The organism is Vulcaniibacterium tengchongense, from assembly GCF_003814555.1.
Lineage (GTDB): Bacteria > Pseudomonadota > Gammaproteobacteria > Xanthomonadales > Xanthomonadaceae > Vulcaniibacterium > Vulcaniibacterium tengchongense.
Genome location: NZ_RKQN01000001.1, coordinates 726,837 through 747,500 on the forward strand (window position 1 = coordinate 726,837; position 20,664 = coordinate 747,500).

Annotated in this window: 12 protein-coding genes; 7 read left to right on the forward strand and 5 right to left on the reverse strand. The window is 73.1% G+C overall.

Going from position 1 to position 20,664, the window contains the following annotated elements; genetic code table 11:
* The first annotated feature begins 167 nt into the window (after nucleotides 1-167).
* Nucleotides 168-3,275, forward strand: coding sequence for a discoidin domain-containing protein (locus EDC50_RS03375; RefSeq protein ID WP_199742127.1), 3,108 nt, complete (start codon nucleotides 168-170; stop codon nucleotides 3,273-3,275).
* Nucleotides 3,276-3,665: 390 nt separating this feature from the next.
* On the forward strand, nucleotides 3,666-3,929 hold the full coding sequence (locus EDC50_RS03385) for a hypothetical protein (RefSeq protein ID WP_123769040.1): 264 nt from the start codon (nucleotides 3,666-3,668) through the stop codon (nucleotides 3,927-3,929).
* A gap of 102 nt (nucleotides 3,930-4,031) precedes the next feature.
* On the opposite strand, the gene edd is transcribed toward EDC50_RS03385, so the two are convergent.
* The 5 genes from edd to EDC50_RS03410 form a co-directional block, all read right to left on the reverse strand.
* Nucleotides 4,032-5,894 carry a phosphogluconate dehydratase gene (gene edd / locus EDC50_RS03390; RefSeq protein ID WP_123769041.1) on the reverse strand — a complete coding sequence of 621 codons (1,863 nt, stop codon included), beginning with the start codon at nucleotides 5,892-5,894 and terminating at the stop codon, nucleotides 4,032-4,034.
* Between the two features lie 76 nt (nucleotides 5,895-5,970).
* Nucleotides 5,971-6,717, reverse strand: a complete 747-nt coding sequence (pgl, locus tag EDC50_RS03395; RefSeq protein ID WP_123769042.1) for a 6-phosphogluconolactonase — start codon at nucleotides 6,715-6,717, stop codon at nucleotides 5,971-5,973.
* Between the two features lie 341 nt (nucleotides 6,718-7,058).
* Complete coding sequence (gene glk / locus EDC50_RS03400; RefSeq protein WP_242003077.1) at nucleotides 7,059-8,036, reverse strand: glucokinase; 978 nt, start codon at nucleotides 8,034-8,036, stop codon at nucleotides 7,059-7,061.
* A 64-nt stretch (nucleotides 8,037-8,100) separates the two neighbouring features.
* The gene (gene zwf, locus EDC50_RS03405) at nucleotides 8,101-9,519 is read right to left on the reverse strand and encodes a glucose-6-phosphate dehydrogenase (RefSeq protein WP_123769043.1); all 1,419 of its coding nucleotides are present in this window, start codon (nucleotides 9,517-9,519) and stop codon (nucleotides 8,101-8,103) included.
* Between the two features lie 319 nt (nucleotides 9,520-9,838).
* Nucleotides 9,839-11,218 (reverse strand): GH1 family beta-glucosidase, encoded by a 1,380-nt coding sequence (locus tag EDC50_RS03410; RefSeq protein WP_123769044.1) that lies wholly within the window; start codon nucleotides 11,216-11,218, stop codon nucleotides 9,839-9,841.
* A 136-nt stretch (nucleotides 11,219-11,354) separates the two neighbouring features.
* Between EDC50_RS03410 and EDC50_RS03415 the strand changes: the two genes are divergently transcribed.
* The 5 genes from EDC50_RS03415 (at nucleotide 11,355) to epmA (ending at nucleotide 20,628) form a co-directional block, all read left to right on the forward strand.
* Complete coding sequence (locus EDC50_RS03415) at nucleotides 11,355-12,455, forward strand: ABC transporter ATP-binding protein (protein ID WP_123769045.1); 1,101 nt, start codon at nucleotides 11,355-11,357, stop codon at nucleotides 12,453-12,455.
* A 277-nt stretch (nucleotides 12,456-12,732) separates the two neighbouring features.
* The gene (gene smc, locus EDC50_RS03420) at nucleotides 12,733-16,236 is read left to right on the forward strand and encodes a chromosome segregation protein SMC (protein ID WP_123769046.1); all 3,504 of its coding nucleotides are present in this window, start codon (nucleotides 12,733-12,735) and stop codon (nucleotides 16,234-16,236) included.
* A 179-nt stretch (nucleotides 16,237-16,415) separates the two neighbouring features.
* Complete coding sequence (gene zipA, locus EDC50_RS03425; RefSeq protein WP_123769047.1) at nucleotides 16,416-17,153, forward strand: cell division protein ZipA; 738 nt, start codon at nucleotides 16,416-16,418, stop codon at nucleotides 17,151-17,153.
* Nucleotides 17,154-17,290: 137 nt separating this feature from the next.
* Nucleotides 17,291-19,645 (forward strand): NAD-dependent DNA ligase LigA, encoded by a 2,355-nt coding sequence (gene ligA, locus EDC50_RS03430; RefSeq protein WP_123769048.1) that lies wholly within the window; start codon nucleotides 17,291-17,293, stop codon nucleotides 19,643-19,645.
* Nucleotides 19,642-20,628, forward strand: a complete 987-nt coding sequence (epmA, locus tag EDC50_RS03435; RefSeq protein WP_123769049.1) for an EF-P lysine aminoacylase EpmA — start codon at nucleotides 19,642-19,644, stop codon at nucleotides 20,626-20,628. The genes ligA and epmA overlap by 4 nt, the downstream gene beginning before the upstream one ends.
* Nucleotides 20,629-20,664: the final 36 nt, after the last annotated feature.

The window sequence follows — 20,664 nt, forward strand, 5'->3', positions numbered from 1 at the left end:
CCAGGAATCCCGCTGCCCGGGAACGACGGTCGAAGTCTTGCGAAGAAGAGGAGAGGCGAGTGCGCTGCGGTATCAGGTTCGGATTGCAGGCAAGCGGTGTGTCGATGTTCCCGATGCGGAGCCGGACGAAGCGGGCGGCGATCGCCGCCGCGCTCGTGGCCGGAACGATGCCGCTGTCCGCGGCGGCGCAAGCCCCGCGCGTGCTCGACGGCTTCGAAGACCCGGGCGCCTGGCGCCTGGTCACCTCCGACCAGGTCGGCGGCCGCCTGCGCGCGGTGCAGGGGCGCGACGGCAAGGCGCTGTGCCTGGACTACGACTTCAACGGCGTGTCCGGCTACGCCGGCCTGCGGCGCGAGCTGCCGGTCGAATACCCGGCCGACTACGAGTTCGCGTTCCAGCTGCGCGGCGATTCGCCGGCCAACGACCTGCAGTTCAAGGTCGCCGATGACAGCGGCGACAACGTCTGGTGGGTCAACCGCGTGTCGTACGCGTTCCCGCGCGAGTGGACGCCGGTCGTCTACAAGAAGCGCCACATCAGCCGCGCCTGGGGCCCGGCGCCCGACCCGACGCTGCGCCGCAGCCGCTCGCTGGAATTCACGGTTTACAACCGGGTCGGCGGCAAGGGCACGGTCTGCTTCGATACCTTGACCTTCCGCGCGCGGCCGGGGGAGGTCACGCCGCCGCCGCGGCCGGTCGCGCGCGCCAGCCAGGCGCTGGCCGGCGGCGCGGCCGCGTACGCGGTCGACGGCGACGCGGACACCGCCTGGCGCGCGAACGCGGGCGCCAGCCTGAGCCTGGACCTGGGCCGCCTGCGCGAGTTCGGCGGCGTGCGCCTGCATTGGCGCGAAGGCGAGGGCGCGGCGCGCTACCGCCTCGACCTGTCGGCCGACGGCCGCGACTGGCGCGAGGTCCGCGCGGTGGAGGCCGGCAACGGCGGCGAGGACCCGATCGCGCTGCCCGAATCCGAAGCGCGCTACTTGCGCCTGCGGCTGGAAGGCGAGCCGGGCCGCGCCTACGCGCTGGGCGAACTGACCGTCGAGCCGCTCGAGTTCGGCGCCACGCCCAACGACTTCGTCAAGGCGCTCGCCCGCGACGCGCGCCGCGGCGCGTTCCCGCGCGGCTTCCACGGCGAGCAGCCGTACTGGACCATCGTCGGCCTCGACGGCGGCATCGAGCAGGGGCTGATCGGCGAGGACGGCGCGGTCGAAGTGGGCAAGGGCGGTTTCAGCATCGAGCCGTTCGTGCGGATCGAGGACGGCGGCGACGCGAGGCTGGTCACCTGGGCCGACGCGGCCACGCGCCAGTCGCTGCAGGACGGCTACCTGCCGATCCCGAGCGTGCACTGGCAGCACCCCGACTTCGCCCTCGACGTGACCGCCTTCGCCCGCGGCACGCCGCAGCAGTCGCAACTGGTCGCGCGCTACCGCCTGCGCAACACCGGCGCGCGGCCGCGCGACTACACCCTGGCGCTGGCGGTGCGGCCGTTCCAGGTCAACCCGCCGAGCCAGTTCCTCAACACCGTCGGCGGCGTCAGCGAGATCCGCGAGCTGGCCATCGACGGCGCCACCGTCTCGGTGGACGGCCGCCCGCGCGTGTTCGCGAAGCAGGCACCGGAGCGGGCGTTCGCCACCCCGTTCGACGGCGGCTTGGACGTGACGCACCTGGCCGCGCGCGAGCTGCCAGCGCAGGCGCGCGTGCGCGACGCCACCGGCCTGGCCTCGGGCGCGCTGCTGTACCGCGTGCGCCTGGCGCCCGGCGAGTCGCGCGAGTTCGACCTGCTGGTGCCGCTGACCGGCGACCTGCCGTTCAAGCACCGCGACTGGGACGCCGCGGCCTGGCAGCGGGAGGTCGCCGCGCAGTGGCGCGACAAGCTCGACCGGGTGCGGCTGCGCGTGCCGGAGCCGGGCCGGCGCATCGTCGACACGCTGCGCACGAACCTGGCGCACATGCTGATCACCCGCATCGGCCCGCGCCTGCAGCCGGGCACGCGCTCGTATTCGCGCGCCTGGATCCGCGACGGCGCGATGATCGGCGAGGGCCTGCTGCGCATGGGCCGCGAGGACGTGGCCGAGGAATTCCTGCGCTGGTACGCGCCTTACCAGTTCGACAGCGGCAAGGTGCCGTGCTGCGTCGACGACCGCGGCAGCGACCCGGTGCCCGAGAACGACAGCCACGGCGAGCTGATCTTCACCGTCGCCGAGGTCTACCGCTACACCCGCGACCGCGCATTGCTGGAGGCGATGTGGCCGCACGTGGCCGGCGCGGTGCAGTACATGGACGAGCTGCGCCTGAGCGAGCGCACCGAGGAGAACCGCGCGCGCAACCCGGCGTTCTACGGCCTGATGCCGGCCTCGATCAGCCACGAGGGCTACTCGGCCAAGCCGATGCACTCGTACTGGGACAACTTCTGGGCGCTGCGCGGCTACAAGGACGCGGTGCGGATCGCGCAATGGCTGGGCCGCGAGGAAGAGGCCCAGCGCTTCGCCGCCTCGCGCGACCAGTTCCGCGCCGACCTGTACGCCTCGCTCGGCATCGCCACCCGGCAGCACGGCATCGACTTCCTGCCCGGCGCGGCGGAACTGGGCGACTTCGACGCCACCTCCACCACCATCGCGCTCGCCCCCGGCGGCGAACAGGGCCTGCTGCCGCAGGACCTGCTCGAGAACACCTTCGAGCGCTACTGGCGCGAGTTCGTGCAGCGCCGCGACGGCCGGCGCGAATGGAAGGACTACACGCCCTACGAGCTGCGCACCGTGGGCACCTTCGTGCGCCTGGGCTGGCGCGAGCGCGCGCACGAGGCGCTGGACTTCTTCTTCGCCGACCAGCAGCCGCGCGCCTGGAACCAGTGGGCCGAGGTGGTCTCGCGCACCCCGCGCAAGCCGTTCTTCGTCGGCGACCTGCCGCACGCCTGGGTGGAATCCGACTACGTCCGCTCCGCACTGGACCTGTTCGCCTACACCCGCGACCGCGACGAGGCGCTGGTGGTCGCCGCCGGCATTCCCGCCGACTGGCTGAAGGGCGAGGGCGTCGCCGTCGAAGGCCTGCGCACCCCGTACGGCCCGCTCGGCTACACCCTGCGCGAGGCCAACGGCAAGCTGCGCCTCACCCTCGCGCCCGGCCTGCGCCTGCCGCCGGGCGGGGTGGTGCTGCAGTGGCCGTACCCGCAACCGCCCGGCGCGACGCGCATCGACGGCAAGCCGGCGCCGTGGCGGGGCGACGAGCTGCGCATCGGATCGGCCGGCGCGGAAGTGGAGATCGCGTTGCCATCTCGATAGCGCGGGCCAGGACTCGGCGGCCCCGTCTTCCGCGCAAAGAATCCGCGGCAAGGAGCGTAGAAACTCCTCAGGCAGCGGTGCCCACCTCCGTCATACCGGTGGGTTTTTTGCGCCCGCACTTCGCTGCGGGCGCAAACCGGCGCGATGCCTGCGTCGGGAGAGCGGCTAATACAGCACCCGCAAGGGAAATACGCCCGCCGTCTGCGGTTTCTGACCTCCCGACTTCCCGTCCACGCCCGTGGCCGGGCCACTTCATGGACTGAGAAAAATTTGGAAGTGGAGGCCGAGTGAGCTCTTGCGCGGACCGATGAGGTCCGGGATCCGTCCACCGACGTCCGCGACGTCTCCATTGAGGTCGCCGACCTCTCCACAGACGTCGCGGACCTCGCCATGGAGGTCGCTGACCTGACGGTTGAGGTCGCCAACGTCTCGCAAGAGGCCCGCGACCTCATCGATGACGTCGGCGACGGCTTGGTTGAGGTGCGGGACCTTTCGGATGAGGTCGCCGATATGAACGATGAGGTCAATGACGTCATCGATGACGTCATCGACCTCATTTTTGCAACGGTGGTGGGGCCGAGGCCGATACGCCGCCATGCGGAACACGGGAGCGGGGGCGGCCGAGGGTGTCCGATCGCTTTCCTTGGGCCGTAGACGCATAGCGCCCGGAAACGCTGTCGATCGAATGCGCGATCGACAGCGTGCGTACGGGCAAGCCCCTTCCCGCACGCCGGCGGGCCGGCGCGCGGCGGGCGCTCATTCGCCGCCTTCCTCCAGCGGATGCGGCTGCCGGAGGCCGGTGGAGAAGGGGGCGAGGCTGATCGACAGCGCGCCCTGGTCGGCGGGGGTGACGTTGGCGCGGTTGTGGGCGAACAGGCCGCGGCCGAGGTCGACGCCGCCTTCGGTGCGCGGCATCGCCGCGGGGCGGGAGGCGAGCAGGTCGGGTTCGACCAGGGCTTCGAGCACGCCGGCTTCGAGGTCCACCCGCATCGGGTCGCCGTCGCGCACGCGCGCGAGCGGGCCGCCGGCGATGGCTTCGGGCACCACCTGGATGGCGGACGGCACCTTGCCCGAGGCGCCGGACAGGCGCCCGTCGGTGACCAGGGCCACGCGCCGGCCGGCGTTGAGCATCAGCCCGAGCAGCGGCATCAGGCTGTGCAGCTCGGGCATGCCGTTGGCCTGCGGGCCCTGGAAGCGCACCACCGCGACGAAGTCGCGCGGCAGCGCGCCCTGTTCGTACAGCAGCTTGAGCGTGCGCGGGTCGTCCACCACTACCGCCGGCGCCTCGACGCGGCGATGCTCGGGCTTGACCGCGGAGCGCTTGCCGAGCGCGCGGCCGAGGTTGCCGCGCATCAGCACCAGGCCGCCCTGGGCGTCGAAGGGGTCGGCCAGCGGCCGCAGCACCGACGGGTCCCGGGTGGCGGCCGGCGCCGGCGCGTAGGCGACACGGTCGCCGTCCAGGTACGGGGCCTGGCCATAGGCCCGCATGCCGCCGGGGATCACGGTCTCGATGTCGTGCAGCAGCCCGCCGGAGAGCAGCTCGCGGATCACGAACGAGGTGTCGCCGGCCGCGGCGAAGCCGTTCACGTCGGCCTCGCCGTTGGGGTACACGCGCGCCAGCAGCGGCACCGCCTTGGACAGGTCGTCGAAGTCCTCCCAGGTGACCACCAGCCCGGCGGCGCGGGCCACCGCGACGAAGTGGATGGTGTGGTTGGTGGAGCCGCCGGTGGCGAGCAGGGCGACCAGGGCGTTGACGATGGCGCGCTCGTCCACCAGCCGCCCGATCGGGCGGTAGTCGTCGCCGAGCGCGGTGATCCGCGCGGCGCGATGCACCGCCTCGCGGTCGAAGGCTTCGCGCAGCGGCGTGCCGGGGTTGACGAAGGAGGAGCCCGGCAGCTGCAGGCCCATCGCTTCGAGCATCACCTGGTTGGAGTTGGCGGTGCCGTAGAAGGTGCAGGTGCCCGGCGAGTGGTAGCTCTGCGCCTCGGCTTCGAGCAACTCCTCGCGCGTGGCCTTGCCCTCGGCGTAGCGCTCGCGCACCGCGACCTTGGCCTTGTTCGGCAGGCCCGAGGGCATCGGCCCGCCGGGCACGAACACCACCGGCAGGTGCCCGAACGCGAGCGCGCCGATCAGCAGCCCCGGCACGATCTTGTCGCAGATGCCCAGGCACAGCGCGGCGTCGAACATGTCGTGGCACAGCGCGATGGCGGTGGCCTGGGCGATGACGTCGCGCGAGAACAGCGACAACTCCATGCCGGTGCGGCCCTGGGTCACGCCGTCGCACATCGCCGGCACGCCGCCGGCGACCTGGGCGGTGGCGCCGGCCTCGCGCGCGTAGGCCTTCAGCCGCGGCGGGTACGGGCCGTAGGGGTGGTGCGCGGAGAGCATGTCGTTGTACGCGGTGACGATGCCCAGGTTGGGGCGGCGCTCGCCCTTCAGCACCGGCTTGTCCTCCTCGGCGGCGGCGAAGCCGTGAGCGAGGTTGCCGCAGCCCAGGCCGAAGCGGTGCGGCGTGTCGCGGCGCGCGGCCTCGATCCGGGCGAGGTAGTCGCCGCGGGTGGGGCGGCTGCGTTCGCGGATGCGTTCGGTGACTTCGGCGACGCGGGGATGCAGGCTCATCGAGCTCTCCTTGGGAACATGGGATCGTCGACGCGGCGTACAGGATGCGCGGCCGCGCGTGCAGCGCGCGTGCGCGTCAGCGGCACCAGTGCACCTGCAGCGGCGCGGTCCCGCCGCCGCCGAGCGCCACCAGCACCGGCCAGCGCAGCGCGTCGCCGTCGGCGAGCGCGGCCTCGAACACCTCGCGCTTGCGGAGGCCGCGCAGCAGCAGCATGCGGCACGCGGCGCGCGCGAGGCCGGCGGGCGTGAGGCTGATCCGGCGCGGCCAGCCCCGCGCGCCGGGGCAGCCGGCGGCGTCGACGGCGACGTAGGCCTGGCGGCTCTGCAGCGTGCGCTCCAGCTCGCGCATGCCGGGGAACAGCGACGCGGTGTGGCCGTCCTCGCCCATGCCGAGCACCGCCACGCTGGCCGGCTCGTGCGCGTGCGCGTTGGCCGCCGCCACCGCTTCCTCGATCGGTCGCCCGGCCCGGGTCAGCGGCTCGAAGCGCGCCTGGGCGGCGTGGTCCTGCAGCAGCGTGTCGCGGACCAGGCGCGCGTTGCTGTCCGCATCGTCGGGGTGCAGCCAGCGTTCGTCGACGAGGGCGACGTCGATCCGGGGCCAGTCCAGCGGCGCCTTGGCCAGCGCGCGGTACACCGGTGCCGGCGTCTCGCCGCCGGACACCAGCAGGCGCACGCGCGGGCGCTGCGAGAGGCTGCGGCGCAGCTCGGCCGCGATCGCGACCGCGCTGGCCCAGGTCCACACCTCCGCGTTCGGGTGGGCGTGCAGCACGTGGCGCGCGGAGGCGGGCCGCGACGCAGCCGGGGGAACGGAGTCGTGGGGCATGGGCGGATCGTGGCACAGGGCGACGTAAGGCGTCGTTCAAGCGCGGCGCCTCGCGGACCGGAAAAACGTGACCCAGGCGCGGGTTCGAACCGGTGGCGGCGGCGGGGCCGACGGCGGCGCTTCGCGAGAGACGCGTCCGGTCGCGCCATTCGCCGCGCCGATCGCGGGTCGAACGCCGGCGCTCCCGGGCGGGCCGGGCGTCCGCATGCGGGCTTCGCCGCGCGCCGCGCGCCGGACGCGTCGCCGCCTCGCTCGGCTTCGTGCGCCACTGGGGTTGCGGCCGCGCGGGACGGCGGGGCCGGCGGCGTCGGATCGAGGAGAAAAGCGGGGCGGCGCGCCGCTCAGAGCGGCACGTGCTGCTGCGCCAGCGCGGCCGCGCCCAGCAGCCCCGGCTGCGGATGGGTCACCGCCAGGGTCGGGATCTTCGCCATCACCGGCGAGAACCGGCCCTTCTGCTCGAAGCGCGCGCGGAACCCGGAGTGGGCGAGGGTGGGCAGCAGCTTCGGCACCAGGCCGCCGGTGAGGAACACGCCGTCCCAGGCGCCCAGCGTCAGCACCAGGTCGCCGGCGGCGGCGCCGAACACGGCGCAGAACACGTCCAGCGTGCGCAGGCAGCGCGCGTCGCCCGCCTTGGCCCGCGCGGTGATGTCCGGCGGGGTCATCGGGCCCGGGTCCTCGCCGGCGATCAGGCTGAGCGCGCGGTGCAGGTTGACCAGGCCCATGCCGCTGACCAGGCGTTCGTTGGAGACGCGGCCGAACTCTTCCGACAGGCGCTTGAGGATCTCGATCTCCTCCGGCGTGCCCGGGGCGAAGCTGACGTGGCCGCCCTCGGTCTGCAGCGGGTAGTAGCGGCCGTCGCGGCGGATCAGCCCGCCGACGCCGAGGCCGGTGCCGGGGCCGATCACCGCGTAGGTGCGGTCGCCGTCGCCGCGGCCGGGCCAGCCGGTCGGCCCCACCGGCACCACGTCGGCCGGCCCGAGCAGCGACACCGCCATCGCCTGCGCGGCGAAGTCGTTGATCAGCCGCACCTGCTCCAGCCCGAGCGCCTCGCGGGTGCGGTCCGCCGAGATCACCCAGGGATGGTTGGTGATGCGCGCCACGTCGCCGTCGACGCGGCCGGCGACCGCGAACACGCCGCGGCGCACGCGCGCGCCGTTGCCGTCGAGGTAGTGCTGCGCGGCGTGCGCGAGCGAGGGGAAGTCGGCGACGGCGAATTCGCCCACGCTGTCGGCGACGAGCGGCGATTGCGCGTCCTCGCGGGCGAGGGCGAAGCGGGCGTTGGTGCCGCCGATGTCGGCGAGCAGGATGTCTGCGGTCACGGGTTCGGGCGTTTCGCTGGGATACGGAGTCGTCTTCGGCTTGGCCTGCGCGCGGGCGCTTCGGTCAAAGGCCCCGCGGCCGGGCCAGCGTCGCGGGCAGGAACCGCGCGGCGTCGGCCGGGCCCCACGAGCCGGCAGGGTAATCGAGCACGGGGGCGGCCGTCAGCGACCAGGCGCGCTCGATGCTGTCGATCCACCGCCATGCGGCCTCGACCTCGTCGTCGCGCACGAACAGCGTCTGGTTGCCGCGCAGCGCGTCCACCAGCAGGCGCTCGTAGGCGATGCGGCGCTGCGGCGCCGGCGACATCGACAGGTCCAGCGACATCGGCCGCAGCTCCAGCGCGCCCCATTCCGGCGCGGCCAGGCTGCCCATCAGGCCGAGCTCGATGGTCTCGTTCGGCTGCAGGCGCATGCGCAGGCGGTTGGGGCGCTCGCGGCCACGCGCCGGGCGGTCGAACAGCCAGTGCGCGACCGGCTTGAACGACACCAGCACCTCGGTCGTGCGCGCGGCCAGGCGCTTGCCGGTGACCAGGCGGAACGGCACGCCCGCCCAGCGCCAGTTGTCGATCCAGGTCTGCACCGCGACGAAGGTCTCCACCGGGGTGTCGTAGCGGAAGCCGGGCACCGCCTCGCCGTCGACCACGCCGGGGCCGTAGCGGCCGCGCACGGTGTCGGCGACCGCGGCGGTGGTCGACATCGGCCGCAGCGCGCGCAGCACCTTGCGCTTCTCGTCGCGGATGCTGTCGGCCTCGAGCGCGGATGGCGGCTCCATCGCGATCAGCGCCAGCAGCTGCAGCATGTGGTTCTGGACCATGTCGCGCAGCGCGCCGTAGCGGCCGTAGTAGGCCTCGCGGCCTTCGACGCCCGCGGTCTCGGCCACGAGGATGTCGACCGATTCGATCCAGCGGTGTTCCCACACCGCCTCCAGCAGGGTGTTGCCGAAGCGCAGCGCCAGCAGGTTCTGCACCGGCGCCTTGCCGAGGTAGTGGTCGATGCGGAAGATCCGCGCCTCGTCCAGGCAGGCGCGCAGCGCGGCGTTGATGGTCTGCGCCGAGGCCAGGTCGTGGCCGATCGGCTTCTCCAGCACCAGGCGCGAGGGCGCCTCGAGCAGGCCGGCGGCGCTCAGCCCCTGGGTGGCGGAGACGAACAGGTCCGGCGGGATCGCCAGGTAGCTCACGCCCGGCTTGCCGGCGAACCGCGCCAGCGCCGCGGCCACGGCCCCGGCGTCGCGCAGGTCGACCGCGGCGTAGTCGATGCGCTGCAGCAGGGCCTCGAGCAGCGCCGGGTCGTCCGCGCTTTCCTGCGCGAGGCGTTCGCGCAGCCAGTCGCGGAACTGCCCGGTCTCCATCGGCTGGTGCCCGACCGCGACCGTGCGGAAACCGCCGGGCAGCAGCCGGTCGCGCCACAGGTGCAGCAGCGACGGGAACAGATAGCGCTGGGCGAGATTGCCGGTGGCGCCGAACAGGAACAGGAGATCGTGCATGGGCCGGCGGAACGGTGGCTGCAGCGGATTGCTTCTATACCAGCAACGCGGTTAGAAAGGCATCGCCGCGCGCGGCCTCGGGCGCTGCATACGTTTGCGGCGATCGGCCGCTGCGTTCTCGCGCGGCGCCCGTCGGCGGCGTGCGCGCTTGGGCGCGTGGCGTCGCATGGCGCGCATTGCGTCCCGGCCCTCGCCCCGGCCCTCTCCCGCAAGCGGGAGAGGGGGAACCGGCGGGCCCGCACGGGGAATCGCGCGGGTCCGTGGGCGGGAGAGGGCGCGCGCGGCCGCAAGCGGGAGCGGCGCGACGGCACCGCACCGCTCAGTACGGCAGCGGTTCGGCCAGCTTGCGCCCGTGCGTGCGGATCACTTCCGCATACCACCGCGCGCTGTCCTTGGGCGTGCGCTCCTGGGTCGCGTAGTTCACGTGGATCATGCCGAAGCGCTTGGAGTAGCCCAGCGACCATTCCAGGTTGTCGAGCAGCGACCACAGCATGTAGCCGCGCACGTCCACGCCGGCCTGGATGGCGTCGTACACCGCGCCGATGTGCTTGCGCAGGTAGTCGATGCGCAGCGGGTCGCGCACGCGGCGCGCGCCGGTACGCGGGTCGACGTCGGCGGTGGGCGGGTCGAAGAAGGCCGCGCCGTTCTCGGTGATGTACACCGGCAGGTCGCCGTAGGTGCGCTTGAACCACAGCAGCAGGTCGGCCAGGCCCTGCGGGAACACCTCCCAGCCGGTCTCGGTGTAGGTGCCCAGCGGCTGCTTCACCATCGCGGCGTTGAGCGGGTAGCTCTCGGCGGCGCGGGTGACGTTGCGGGTGTAGTAGTTGATGCCGACGAAGTCGAGCTTCTGCTTGATGAGCTCGAAGTCCTCCGCCGGCCAATCCGGCCAGGCCTCGCCGAAGATCTCCTTCAGCTCGGGCGGATAGTGGCCGAGCAGGGCGGGGTGCAGGTACTGCTCGTTCATGTAGGCGTGCGCGCGGCGGGTGGCGGCCTGGTCCTCGGCCGAGTCGCTGGCCGGGTACTTGGGCTCGATGTTCACCACCAGGCCGATCTCGTGCTTGCCCAGCTCGCGGTACGCCTTCACCGCCGCGCCGTGCGCGCGCATCAGGTTGTGCGAGGCGATCGGCGCCTCGAACCTGCTGCGGTGGCCGGGGGCCAGCGCGCCGTGCAGGTAGCCGCCGTCGGTGACCACCCACGGTTCGTTGAGCGTGACCCACTTCTTCACCCGGCCGTCGAGCGCGCGGTACATCACGCCGGCGTACTCGGCGAACCAATCGGCGATGTCGCGGTTGAGCCAGCCGCCGCGGTCGTCCAGCGCCGCCGGCAGGTCCCAGTGGTAGAGCGTGAGCAGCGGTTCGATGCCGTTCTCGAGCAGCGCGTCGACCAGGCGCGAGTAGAAGTCCACGCCCTTGGGGTTCACCCGGCCGGTGCCCTCCGGCAGGATGCGCGACCAGGACACGCTGAAGCGGTAGGCGGTCAGGCCCAGCTCGCGCATCAGCTTCACGTCCTCGCGCCAGCGGTTGTAGTGGTCGCAGGCCACGTCGCCGGTGTCGCCGTTGAGCATCATTCCCGGGGTGTGGGCGAAACGGGTCCAGATGCTGGGGCCGGCGCCGTCGGCCAGCGGCGAGCCTTCGATCTGGTGCGCGGCGGTGGCGGCGCCCCACAGGAAACCTTCGGGAAAGACGGGTGTTTGACTCATCGCGGACGTGGCCTCCGGGTGCCAGGCGTAAGGTTGGAAAGGGTGAAGGATAGGAATGTAAACGGTTACATGGCAGGATAGCCCAGCGCGGCGAGGATTGGGAGCCTCGCCGTCCCATTCCCTCTAGAACGAACGCATGGCCAAAGTCACGCTGGATCGTCTGCGCAAGGTGTACCCCAACGGCTTCGTCGGCGTGGACGACGCCAGCTTCGAGGTCGCGGACGGCGAGCTGCTGGTGCTGGTCGGGCCGTCGGGCTGCGGCAAGTCGACCCTGCTGCGGATGATCGCGGGGCTGGAGACGATCAGCGGCGGCGAGCTGCGCATCGGCGAGCGCGTGGTCAACGACGTGCCGCCGAAGGACCGCGACATCGCCATGGTGTTCCAGAGCTACGCGCTGTACCCGCACATGACCGTGGCCGAGAACCTCGGCTTCGGCCTGAAGCTGCGCGGCGCCGGCCGGGACGAGATCGCGCGCCGGGTGCGCGAGGCCGCGGCGATGCTGGAACTGGAAGCGCTGCTGGAGCGCAAGCCGGCCGCGCTGTCCGGCGGGCAGCGCCAGCGCGTCGCCCTCGGCCGCGCGCTGGTGCGGCAGCCGCAGGTGTTCCTGCTCGACGAGCCGCTGTCCAACCTCGACGCCAAGCTGCGCGCCGGGATGCGGGTGGAGATCGCCAAGCTGCACCGGCGCCTGGGCGCGACCATGATCTACGTCACCCACGACCAGATCGAGGCGATGACGCTGGGCCAGCGCATCGTCGTGCTCCGGGACGGCAGGATCCAGCAGATCGACACGCCGATGGCGCTGTACGACCGCCCGGCCAACCTGTTCGTCGCCACCTTCGTCGGCAGCCCGAAGATGAACCTGCTGCGCGGCGAGGTGGTCGAGCGCGAGGGCGGGCTGCGGCTGCGCATCCGCGACGGGATCGAACTGCCGCTGCGCCTGGAGGGCGCGCTGGCGGAGGCGGTGCGCGGCTATCTCGGCCGGCCGCTGGTGGTCGGCCTGCGCCCGGAGGACCTGCACTTGCACGGCGAGGCCGGCGGCCGCGGCCTGCCCGCGCAGGTCGAACTGGTCGAGTCGGTCGGCAACGAGGCGTTCGTCAACCTCGACTGCGGCGGCTGCGACCTGGTGCTGCGGACCGCGCCGCGCGGCCTGCCGCGCGCGGGCGACGCCGTCCAGCTGGGCTACGACGCCGCGCGGATGCACTACTTCGACCCGGACAGCGAGCGCCGGCTGGGCTGAGCGGCGCGGACGGCGGCCGGCAGGCGGGCGGCGCGGCGGCGGCGACCGGCGCGCCCGGGCCACGGCGGCCCGCGGCGGCGGGCCGCCCCACGTTGCGTCGTCGAAGAAGGCAGGCCCCGCAGGGGCGGGGCGCTTGCCGCTTGCCGCTATACTCCCGAGGCAATGCGCCGGACACGGCGCATGTCTTTCAAACGAATCAATCGTTTGCGAGGCGAACCTCACCTTTTTCGGTATTCACGGCCGCGTCACGCCGGCGCGCCAGAGGCCCTTCCGCCGCATGCGTCTGTCCACGATCAAGCTGTCCGGCTTCAAGTCCTTCGTCGACCCGACCACGCTGCACCTGCCGACCAACATGACCGGCATCGTCGGTCCGAACGGCTGCGGCAAGTCGAACATCATCGACGCGGTGCGCTGGGTGATGGGCGAGAGCTCGGCCAGCCGCCTGCGCGGCGACTCGCTGACCGACGTGATCTTCGCCGGCTCCTCCGCGCGCAAGCCGGTGTCGCAGGCCACGGTCGAGCTGATCTTCGACAACGCCGACCACGCCATCAGCGGCGAGTTCGCCGCGTTCAACGAGATCTCGGTCAAGCGCACGGTCGGCCGCGACGGCACCAGCCAGTACTACCTCAACGGCACCAAGTGCCGGCGCCGCGACATCACCGACCTGTTCCTCGGCACCGGCCTGGGGCCGCGCAGCTACTCGATCATCGAGCAGGGCATGATCAGCCAGGTGGTGGAGGCCAAGCCCGAGGAGCTGCGCGTGTACCTGGAGGAGGCCGCCGGCATCTCCAAGTACAAGGAGCGGCGCCGCGAGACCGAGACCCGCATCCGCCACACCCGCGAGAACCTCGACCGCCTGAACGACCTGCGCGAGGAGGTCGGCAAGCAGCTCGAGCACCTCAAGCGCCAAGCGCGCCAGGCCGAGCAGTACCAGGCGATCCAGGCCGAGCGCAAGGTCAAGGACGCGGAGTGGAAGGCGCTGGAGTACCGCGCCCTCGAACGGAAGCTGCAGGCCCAGCGCGAGAAGCTGGGCCAGCAGGAGACCCGCCTGCAGCAGCTGATCGCCGAGCAGCGCGAGGCCGAGCGCGAGATCGAGCTCGGCCGCGTGCGCCGCGAGGAGGCCGCCGAGGCGCTGAACAAGGCGCAGGCCGCCAGCTACGAGGTCAGCGGCGCGCTGGCGCGGATCGAACAGCAGATCCAGCACCAGCGCGAGCTCGCGCAACGCCTGCAGAAGGCGCGCGACGAGGCGCTGGCGGCGCTGACCGAACTGGGCGAGCACATCGGCAGCGACCAGGCGCGCCTGGAGGAACTGCGCGCCGCCGTCGCCGAGGCCGAGCCGCGCCTGGAGCAGCTGCGCGAGGAGGACGCCGCGCGCCAGGAGGCCCTGCGCGAGGCCGAGCAGCGGCTGAGCGAATGGCAGCCGCGCTGGGAAGAGCACAGCCGCGCCCAGGCCGAGGCCGCGCGCGCGGCGGAGGTCGAGCGCACCCGCATCGAACACCTCGACCGCCAGGTGCTCGACGCCGACCGCCGCCGCGAGGCGCTCGCCGCCGAGCGCGCCGGCCTCGACCTGGGCGCATTGAGCGAGGCCTACGCCGCGCTCGCCGAGCAGCACGAGACCCAGAAGCTGTCGATCGACACCCTCGGCGAGGAGCTGGAGCGCCGCAAGGGCGCGCTCGGCGAATTGCAGGAGCAGCAGCGCGCCACCCAGGCCGAGCTGGCCGAGGTGCGCAAGCAGGCCCAGGCCGCGCGCGGCCGGCTGTCGTCGCTGGAGACCCTGCAGCACGCCGCGCTCGGCCAGGAGCAGGGCGCCGCGCTGGCCTGGCTGCGGGCGCGCGGGCTCGATTCGGCCGCGCGCGTCGGCGAACGGCTGGAGGTCGAGCCCGGCTGGGAGAACGCGGTCGAGAGCGCGCTCGGCCACATGATCGAAGGCGTGCTGGTCGAGGCCCCGGAGACCCTGGTGGATGCGCTCGCCGAACTCGGCGAAGGGCGGCTGGCCCTGGTCGACCCCCACCACGATGCGGCCGCGTTCGCGCCGACCTCGCTGGCCTCCAGGGTGCGCGGGCCGGTCGCGATCCGCCGCCTGCTCGCGCGCCTGCACGCCGCCGACGACCTGAACGCCGCGCGCGCGCTGCTGCCGGCGCTGGGCGAGGGCGAGACGGTGGTGACCCGCGACGGCCAGCGCCTCGGCGCCGGCTGGGTGCAGGCGGTGCGTTCCGGCGCCGCGACCCAGGGCGCGCTGCTGCGCGAGCGCGAGATCCAGGCGCTGCGCGGCGACATCGAAGCGCTGCAGGCACGCGAGCGCGAGCTCGAGGCGGCCCTGGTGCAGCTGCGCGACCGCCTGCTGGTCGCCGAGCAGCAGCGCGAGGACGCGCAGCGCACGCTGTACATGGCCCACCGCAGCGTGTCCGAGCTGGCCGGCCAGCTGCAGAGCCAGCAAGGGCGGCTGGATTCGGCGCGCGGCCGGATCGAGAAGATCGACGCCGAGCTCGAACAGCTCGCCGCCACCCTTGAGCACGCGCGCGAGCAGGCGCGCGAGGCGCGGATGCGCCAGGAAGAGGCGGTGCAGCGCATGACCGAGCTGGAGGACGCGCGCCTGCGGCTCGAGGCCGAGCGGCGCAGCCTCGGCGAGGCGCGCGACCAGGCCCGCAACCTCGCGCGCGAATCGCGCGACGCCGCGCACGCGCTGGCGCTGACCCTGGAATCGCAGCGCACCCAGATCGCCGCGCTGGCGCAGGCGCTGGAGCGCATGGGCGGCCAGCGCGGCCAGCTCGACGCGCGCCTGGGCGAGATCTCGGCCCAGCTCGCCGACGGCGACGCGCCGGTGCAGACCCTGGAGCAGCAGCGCCAGGTGGCGCTGGAGCAGCGCATTGTGGTCGAGCAGGACCTGGCCGCGGCGCGCAGCGCGCTCGACGGCATCGACCAGGACCTGCGCCGCTACGAGCAGATCCGCCACCAGCGCGACGAGCAGGCGATCCAGCAGCGCGAGGCGATCGGCCAGCGCCGGCTCGAGCAGCAGGCGCTGCTGCTGAAGGCCGAGCAGCTGGAGGCGGCGATCGCCGAGGCCGGCTTCGTCCTGCAGGACCTGGTCAACACGCTCAGCGACGAGATGGACCCGAAGGACTGGGAGCGCGCCGTCGCCGAGCTCGACGCCAAGCTGCGCCGGCTGGAGCCGGTGAACCTGGCGGCGATCCAGGAGCACGCCGAGGCCGCGCAGCGCAAGGAGTACCTGGACGCCCAGCACGCCGACCTGACCACCGCGCTGGAAACGCTGGAAGACGCGATCCGCAAGATCGACCGCGAGACCCGCGGCCGCTTCAAGGACACCTTCGACCGCGTCAACAGCGGCATCCAGGAGCTGTATCCGCGCCTGTTCGGCGGCGGCCACGCGTATCTGGAACTCACCGGCGAGGACCTGCTCGACACCGGCGTATCGATCATGGCGCGCCCGCCCGGCAAGCGCGTGTCCAACATCTCGCTGCTGTCCGGCGGCGAGAAGGCGATGACCGCGGTGGCGCTGGTGTTCGCGATCTTCCGCCTCAACCCGGCGCCGTTCTGCCTGCTCGACGAGGTGGACGCGCCGCTGGACGAGGCCAACGTCGGCCGCCTGGCGCAGATGGTGAGCGAGATGAGCGAGCAGGTGCAGTTCCTGTTCGTCACCCACAACAAGGCGACGATGGAGGCCGCGCACCAGCTGCTCGGCGTGACCATGCGCGAGCCCGGCGTCAGCCGCCTCGTGTCGGTCGACCTGGCCGAGGCCACGCGCCTGGCCGGCGTGGCCTGATCGCCGGTACCGGAAGGCGCGGGCGCCGCGTTTCGGGCCCGCGCTTGTTCGTCCCCGCACCCGCTGCGCCGTAAGATGCGCGGCAGAGCCACCGCGCGGGAGTGCGGGCCCGGGACGGATCGGACTCCGCTTCGATCGCGCTTCCCCGGCTTCGCCTTCCCGTCCCACGGAGAGTAACGATGTCCGACGTCACCCTGCTGCGGATCGGAATCCTGATCGCCGGCCTGGTCCTGCTGGCCGCGATCGTGTTCTTCGGCCGCCCGCGCAAGCCCGGCCAGGGCACGCGCGTGGCGCGCGAGAGCCCGGCCGAGGCCGGGCGGCGCGAGCCGACCCTGGGCGAGATGATCGAGCAGGAGGCCGCCGCGGCAGGCGACGGCGAGACCGCGCAGGCCGAGCTGGACCTGTTCGACCGCGGCGGCGAGGCCGGCGGCGCGGGCAGCGAGCTGGGCAAGCGCACCAGCGACGAGTTCGACAAGATCGTCACCGTGTACCTGGCCGCGCGCGCCGGGCAGAAGCTGCACGGGCCGGACATCGTCGTGGCCGCGGAGAAGGCCGGGCTGGTCTACGGCCACATGGGCGTGTTCCACCGCCTGGTCGAGAACCACCCCGAACGCGGGCCGGTGTTCAGCGTGGCCAACATCATGAAGCCGGGCAGCTTCGACATGGCGCGGATCCAGGAACTGGAAACGCCGGCGATCGCGTTCTTCCTGACCCTGCCGGCGCCGGTCGGCGCGCTCGACGCCTGGGAGACCATGCTGCCGACCGTGCAGCGCATGGCCGAGCTGCTCGACGGCGTGGTCCTGGACGAGCAGCGCAACGCCCTCGGCCGGCAGCGGATCGCCCACATCCGCGACGAGCTGCGCGCCTACGACCGCCAGCGCGAGGCCCCGCCGCTGACCAAGCCGGCGCGGTGGTAAGGGATCGAGGAACGAGCGAAGGGGAACGCGCGGCGGCCTCGCATGCCGTCTCGCCCCCTTGACCGTTCCCGAATGAGACTCCGATCCCAGGCCGCCGACGGCACTCACTCGTTCCTCGCCCCCCTTCGTTCGTTCCCATGCCCGTAGACGCCCGCATCGCCGACCTGCGCCGCCAGCTCGACGAGGCCAACTACCGCTACTACGTGCTCGACGACCCGACGATCCCGGACGCCGAGTACGACCGCCTGCTGCGCGAGCTGGAGGCGCTGGAGGCCGCGCATCCGGAACTGGCCTCGCCCGACTCGCCCACCCAACGGGTCGGCAACGCGCCCTCGGGGGCGTTCGCGGAGGTCCGCCACGCGGTGCCGATGCTGTCGCTGGCGAACGCCTTCACCGACGAGGAAGTGGCCGACTTCGTCCGCCGCATCGACGAGCGCCTCGGCCGCGACCAGCTGGCGTTCTCGGTCGAGCCCAAGCTCGACGGCCTGGCGATCAGCCTGCGCTACGAGGACGGCCGCTTCGTCCGGGGCGCGACCCGCGGCGACGGCGCCACCGGCGAGGACGTCACCGCCAACCTGCGCACCATCAAGGCGGTGCCGTTGCGCCTGCGCGGGCGCGATTGGCCGCGCACGCTGGAGGTGCGCGGCGAGGTGTACATGCCGGTGGCCGCGTTCCGCGCCTACAACGAGCGCGCGCTCGCCGAGGGCCGCAAGCCGCTGGCCAATCCGCGCAACGGCGCCGCCGGTTCGCTGCGCCAGCTCGACCCGCGGGTGACCGCGCAGCGGCCGCTGGCGTTCTACGCCTACGGCGTGGGCGCGTTCGAGGGCGGCGAGCTGCCGCCGACCCATTCGCGCACGCTGGCGAAGCTGCGCGAGTGGGGCTTCCCGGTCAGCGCCGAGAACCGCGTCGTCGACGGCCTCGACGGGCTGCTCGGCTACTACCGCGAGATCGGCGCCAAGCGCGAACGGCTGCCGTTCGAGATCGACGGCGTGGTCTACAAGCTCGACGACTACGCCGGCCAGCGCGAGATGGGCTTCGTCTCGCGCGCGCCGCGCTGGGCGATCGCGCACAAGTTCCCGGCGCAGGAACAGGCCACCGTGGTCGAGTCGATCGAGGTCAACGTCGGCCGCACCGGCGCGGTGACGCCGTGGGCGCTGATGCAGCCGGTGCAGGTGGGCGGCGTCACCGTGACCCGGGCGACGCTGCACAACGCCGACCAGGTCGCGCGGCTGGACGTGCGCAACGGCGACACCGTGATCGTGCGCCGCGCCGGCGACGTGATCCCGGAAGTGGTGCGGGTGGTGCCCGAGCGGCGCCCGCCCGGCACCACGCCCTGGCGCATGCCGACGCATTGCCCGGTGTGCGGCTCCGAGCTGGTGCGCGAGGAGGACGCGGCGGTGTGGCGCTGCTCCGGCGAGCTGGTCTGCCCGGCGCAGCGCAAGGAGGCGATCATCCATTTCGCCTCGCGCCGGGCGATGGACATCGACGGCCTCGGCGAGCGCTACATCGAGGACCTGTCCGACCTCGGCTACGTCGCCTCGGTGGCCGACCTGTACAAGCTGACGCTCGACGACCTGCTGGAGATGAAGCGCCGCGCCGACGAGCGCGACGGCACCGTGCCGGAGACGGTGAAGGCCGGCAAGGTCGCGACCAAATGGGCCGAGAACCTGATCGGGGCGATCGACCGCAGTCGCCGCACCACGCTCGAGCGCTTCCTCAACGCCCTCGGCATCCAGCACGTCGGCGAGAGCACGGCGAAGGCGCTGGCGGCCTGGTACGGCGACATCGAGGTGATCCGGCGCCTGCCGTGGCCGCTGTTCAAGCGCGTGCCCGACGTCGGCGGCGAGGTCGCGCGCGCGATCGGGCACTTCTTCGGCCAGGCGGGCAACCAGGAGGTCATCGACCGGCTGCTGGAGCGCGGAGTCGTGATCACCGACGTCCATCCGCCGCAACCGAAGCTGCGCGAGGGCCTCGATTTCGCCACCCTGCTGGTCGACCTGGAGATCCCGAAGATCACCCGCGTCCGCGCCGAACAGCTGGCCGCGGCCTTCCCGGACGGGACGGGCCTGGTCGAGGCCGAGGAGCACCGCTTCGTCGCCGCCGGCCTGCCCGCCGACACCGCGCAGGCGCTGGCGGCCTGGCTGCGCGAGCCGGCGCATGCGCAGCTGCTGCGGCAGGGCCTGGACGCGCTGGCGCGGCTGGACGCGGTCACTCCGGCGCTGGAGGCCGCGCCTTCCGGTCCGCTGGACGGCCGGACCGCGGTGCTGACCGGCACGCTCGCCTCGATGGGCCGCGACGAGGCCAAGGCCAGGCTGGAGGCGCTCGGCGCCAAGGTCGCCGGCAGCGTGTCGAAGAAGACCAGCTTCGTCGTCGCCGGCGAGGCCGCCGGCTCCAAGCTCGACAAGGCGCAGGAACTGGGCGTGGAGATCTGGGACGAGGCGCGCCTGCTCGCCTTCCTGGCCGAGCACGGCGCGGCGCCGGGGGGCGCATGAGCGGGGACTGGCGGCCCTCGGCCTCGTTCGAGGCCCTGCGCCTGCGCGCGCGCCTCAACGCGACCATCCGCGCGTTCTTCGCCGAGCGCGGCGTGACCGAGGTGGAGACGCCGGTGCTGTCGATGGCCGGCAACACCGATCCGAACATCGCCTCGTTCTCGCTGGCGTTCTCCGGCCGCACCGACGGCGCGCCGCGCACGCGCTGGCTGCGCACTTCGCCGGAATACCCGCTCAAGCGCCTGCTCGCGGCGGGCTTTGGCGACTGCTACGAGCTCGGCCGGGTGTTCCGCGACGGCGAAGCCGGCGGCCGCCACAACCCCGAGTTCACCATGCTCGAGTGGTACCGGCTCGGCTGGGACCACCGTCGCCTGATCGACGAGACCGCGGAACTGGTGCAGGCGGCCCTGGCCCTGGTCGGGCGCGGCGCGCGCCTGGAGCAGGTGGCCTATCGCGAGCTGTACCGGCGCGAATTGGGCCTCGATCCGGCGCACGCCGGCATCGAGGAACTGCGCGCGGCGCTCGGCGGGGTGGTGATCGATCCCGCCGGCCTGACCCGCGACGACTGGCTCGACCTGCTGATGACCCATCGCCTGCAACCGGCGTTCCCGCGCGACCGGCTGCTCGCGGTCTACGACTATCCGGCCTCGCAGTGCGCGCTGGCGCGGGTGCGGCCGGCGGGCGAGGGCGACGATGCGCCGGCGGCCGAGCGCTTCGAGCTGTACCTGGGCCCGCTGGAGCTGGCCAACGGCTACCACGAGCTGGCCGACGCCGCCGAGCAGGGCGCGCGCTTCCAGCGCGACCTGGCCGTGCGCGCGCAACGCGGCGATGCGCTGCCGCCGCGCGACGAGCGGCTGCTCGCGGCGCTGGCGGCCGGCTTCCCGCATTGCGCCGGGGTCGCCCTGGGGGTGGACCGGCTGCTGATGGCGATGCTGGGCGCCGAGCGCATCGCCGAGGTGCTCGCGTTCGATTTCGCCCGCGCCTGACCCGGGCTGGGCCGCGCCCAACGGGCCGCGCGCCCG

What these genes read in the sequence shown, in the direction of transcription:
- EDC50_RS03385 (WP_123769040.1), top strand. Translation starts at nt 3,666, where the DNA reads ATGGAGGTCGCTGACCTGACGGTTGAGGTCGCCAACGTCTCGCAAGAG.
- pgl (WP_123769042.1), bottom strand. Translation starts at nt 6,717, where the DNA reads ATGCCCCACGACTCCGTTCCCCCGGCTGCGTCGCGGCCCGCCTCCGCG.
- zipA (WP_123769047.1), top strand. Translation starts at nt 16,416, where the DNA reads ATGTCCGACGTCACCCTGCTGCGGATCGGAATCCTGATCGCCGGCCTG.
- epmA (WP_123769049.1), top strand. Translation starts at nt 19,642, where the DNA reads ATGAGCGGGGACTGGCGGCCCTCGGCCTCGTTCGAGGCCCTGCGCCTG.
- ligA (WP_123769048.1), top strand. Translation starts at nt 17,291, where the DNA reads ATGCCCGTAGACGCCCGCATCGCCGACCTGCGCCGCCAGCTCGACGAG.
- EDC50_RS03410 (WP_123769044.1), bottom strand. Translation starts at nt 11,218, where the DNA reads ATGAGTCAAACACCCGTCTTTCCCGAAGGTTTCCTGTGGGGCGCCGCC.
- EDC50_RS03415 (WP_123769045.1), top strand. Translation starts at nt 11,355, where the DNA reads ATGGCCAAAGTCACGCTGGATCGTCTGCGCAAGGTGTACCCCAACGGC.
- edd (WP_123769041.1), bottom strand. Translation starts at nt 5,894, where the DNA reads ATGAGCCTGCATCCCCGCGTCGCCGAAGTCACCGAACGCATCCGCGAA.
- zwf (WP_123769043.1), bottom strand. Translation starts at nt 9,519, where the DNA reads ATGCACGATCTCCTGTTCCTGTTCGGCGCCACCGGCAATCTCGCCCAG.
- smc (WP_123769046.1), top strand. Translation starts at nt 12,733, where the DNA reads ATGCGTCTGTCCACGATCAAGCTGTCCGGCTTCAAGTCCTTCGTCGAC.
- EDC50_RS03375 (WP_199742127.1), top strand. Translation starts at nt 168, where the DNA reads ATGCCGCTGTCCGCGGCGGCGCAAGCCCCGCGCGTGCTCGACGGCTTC.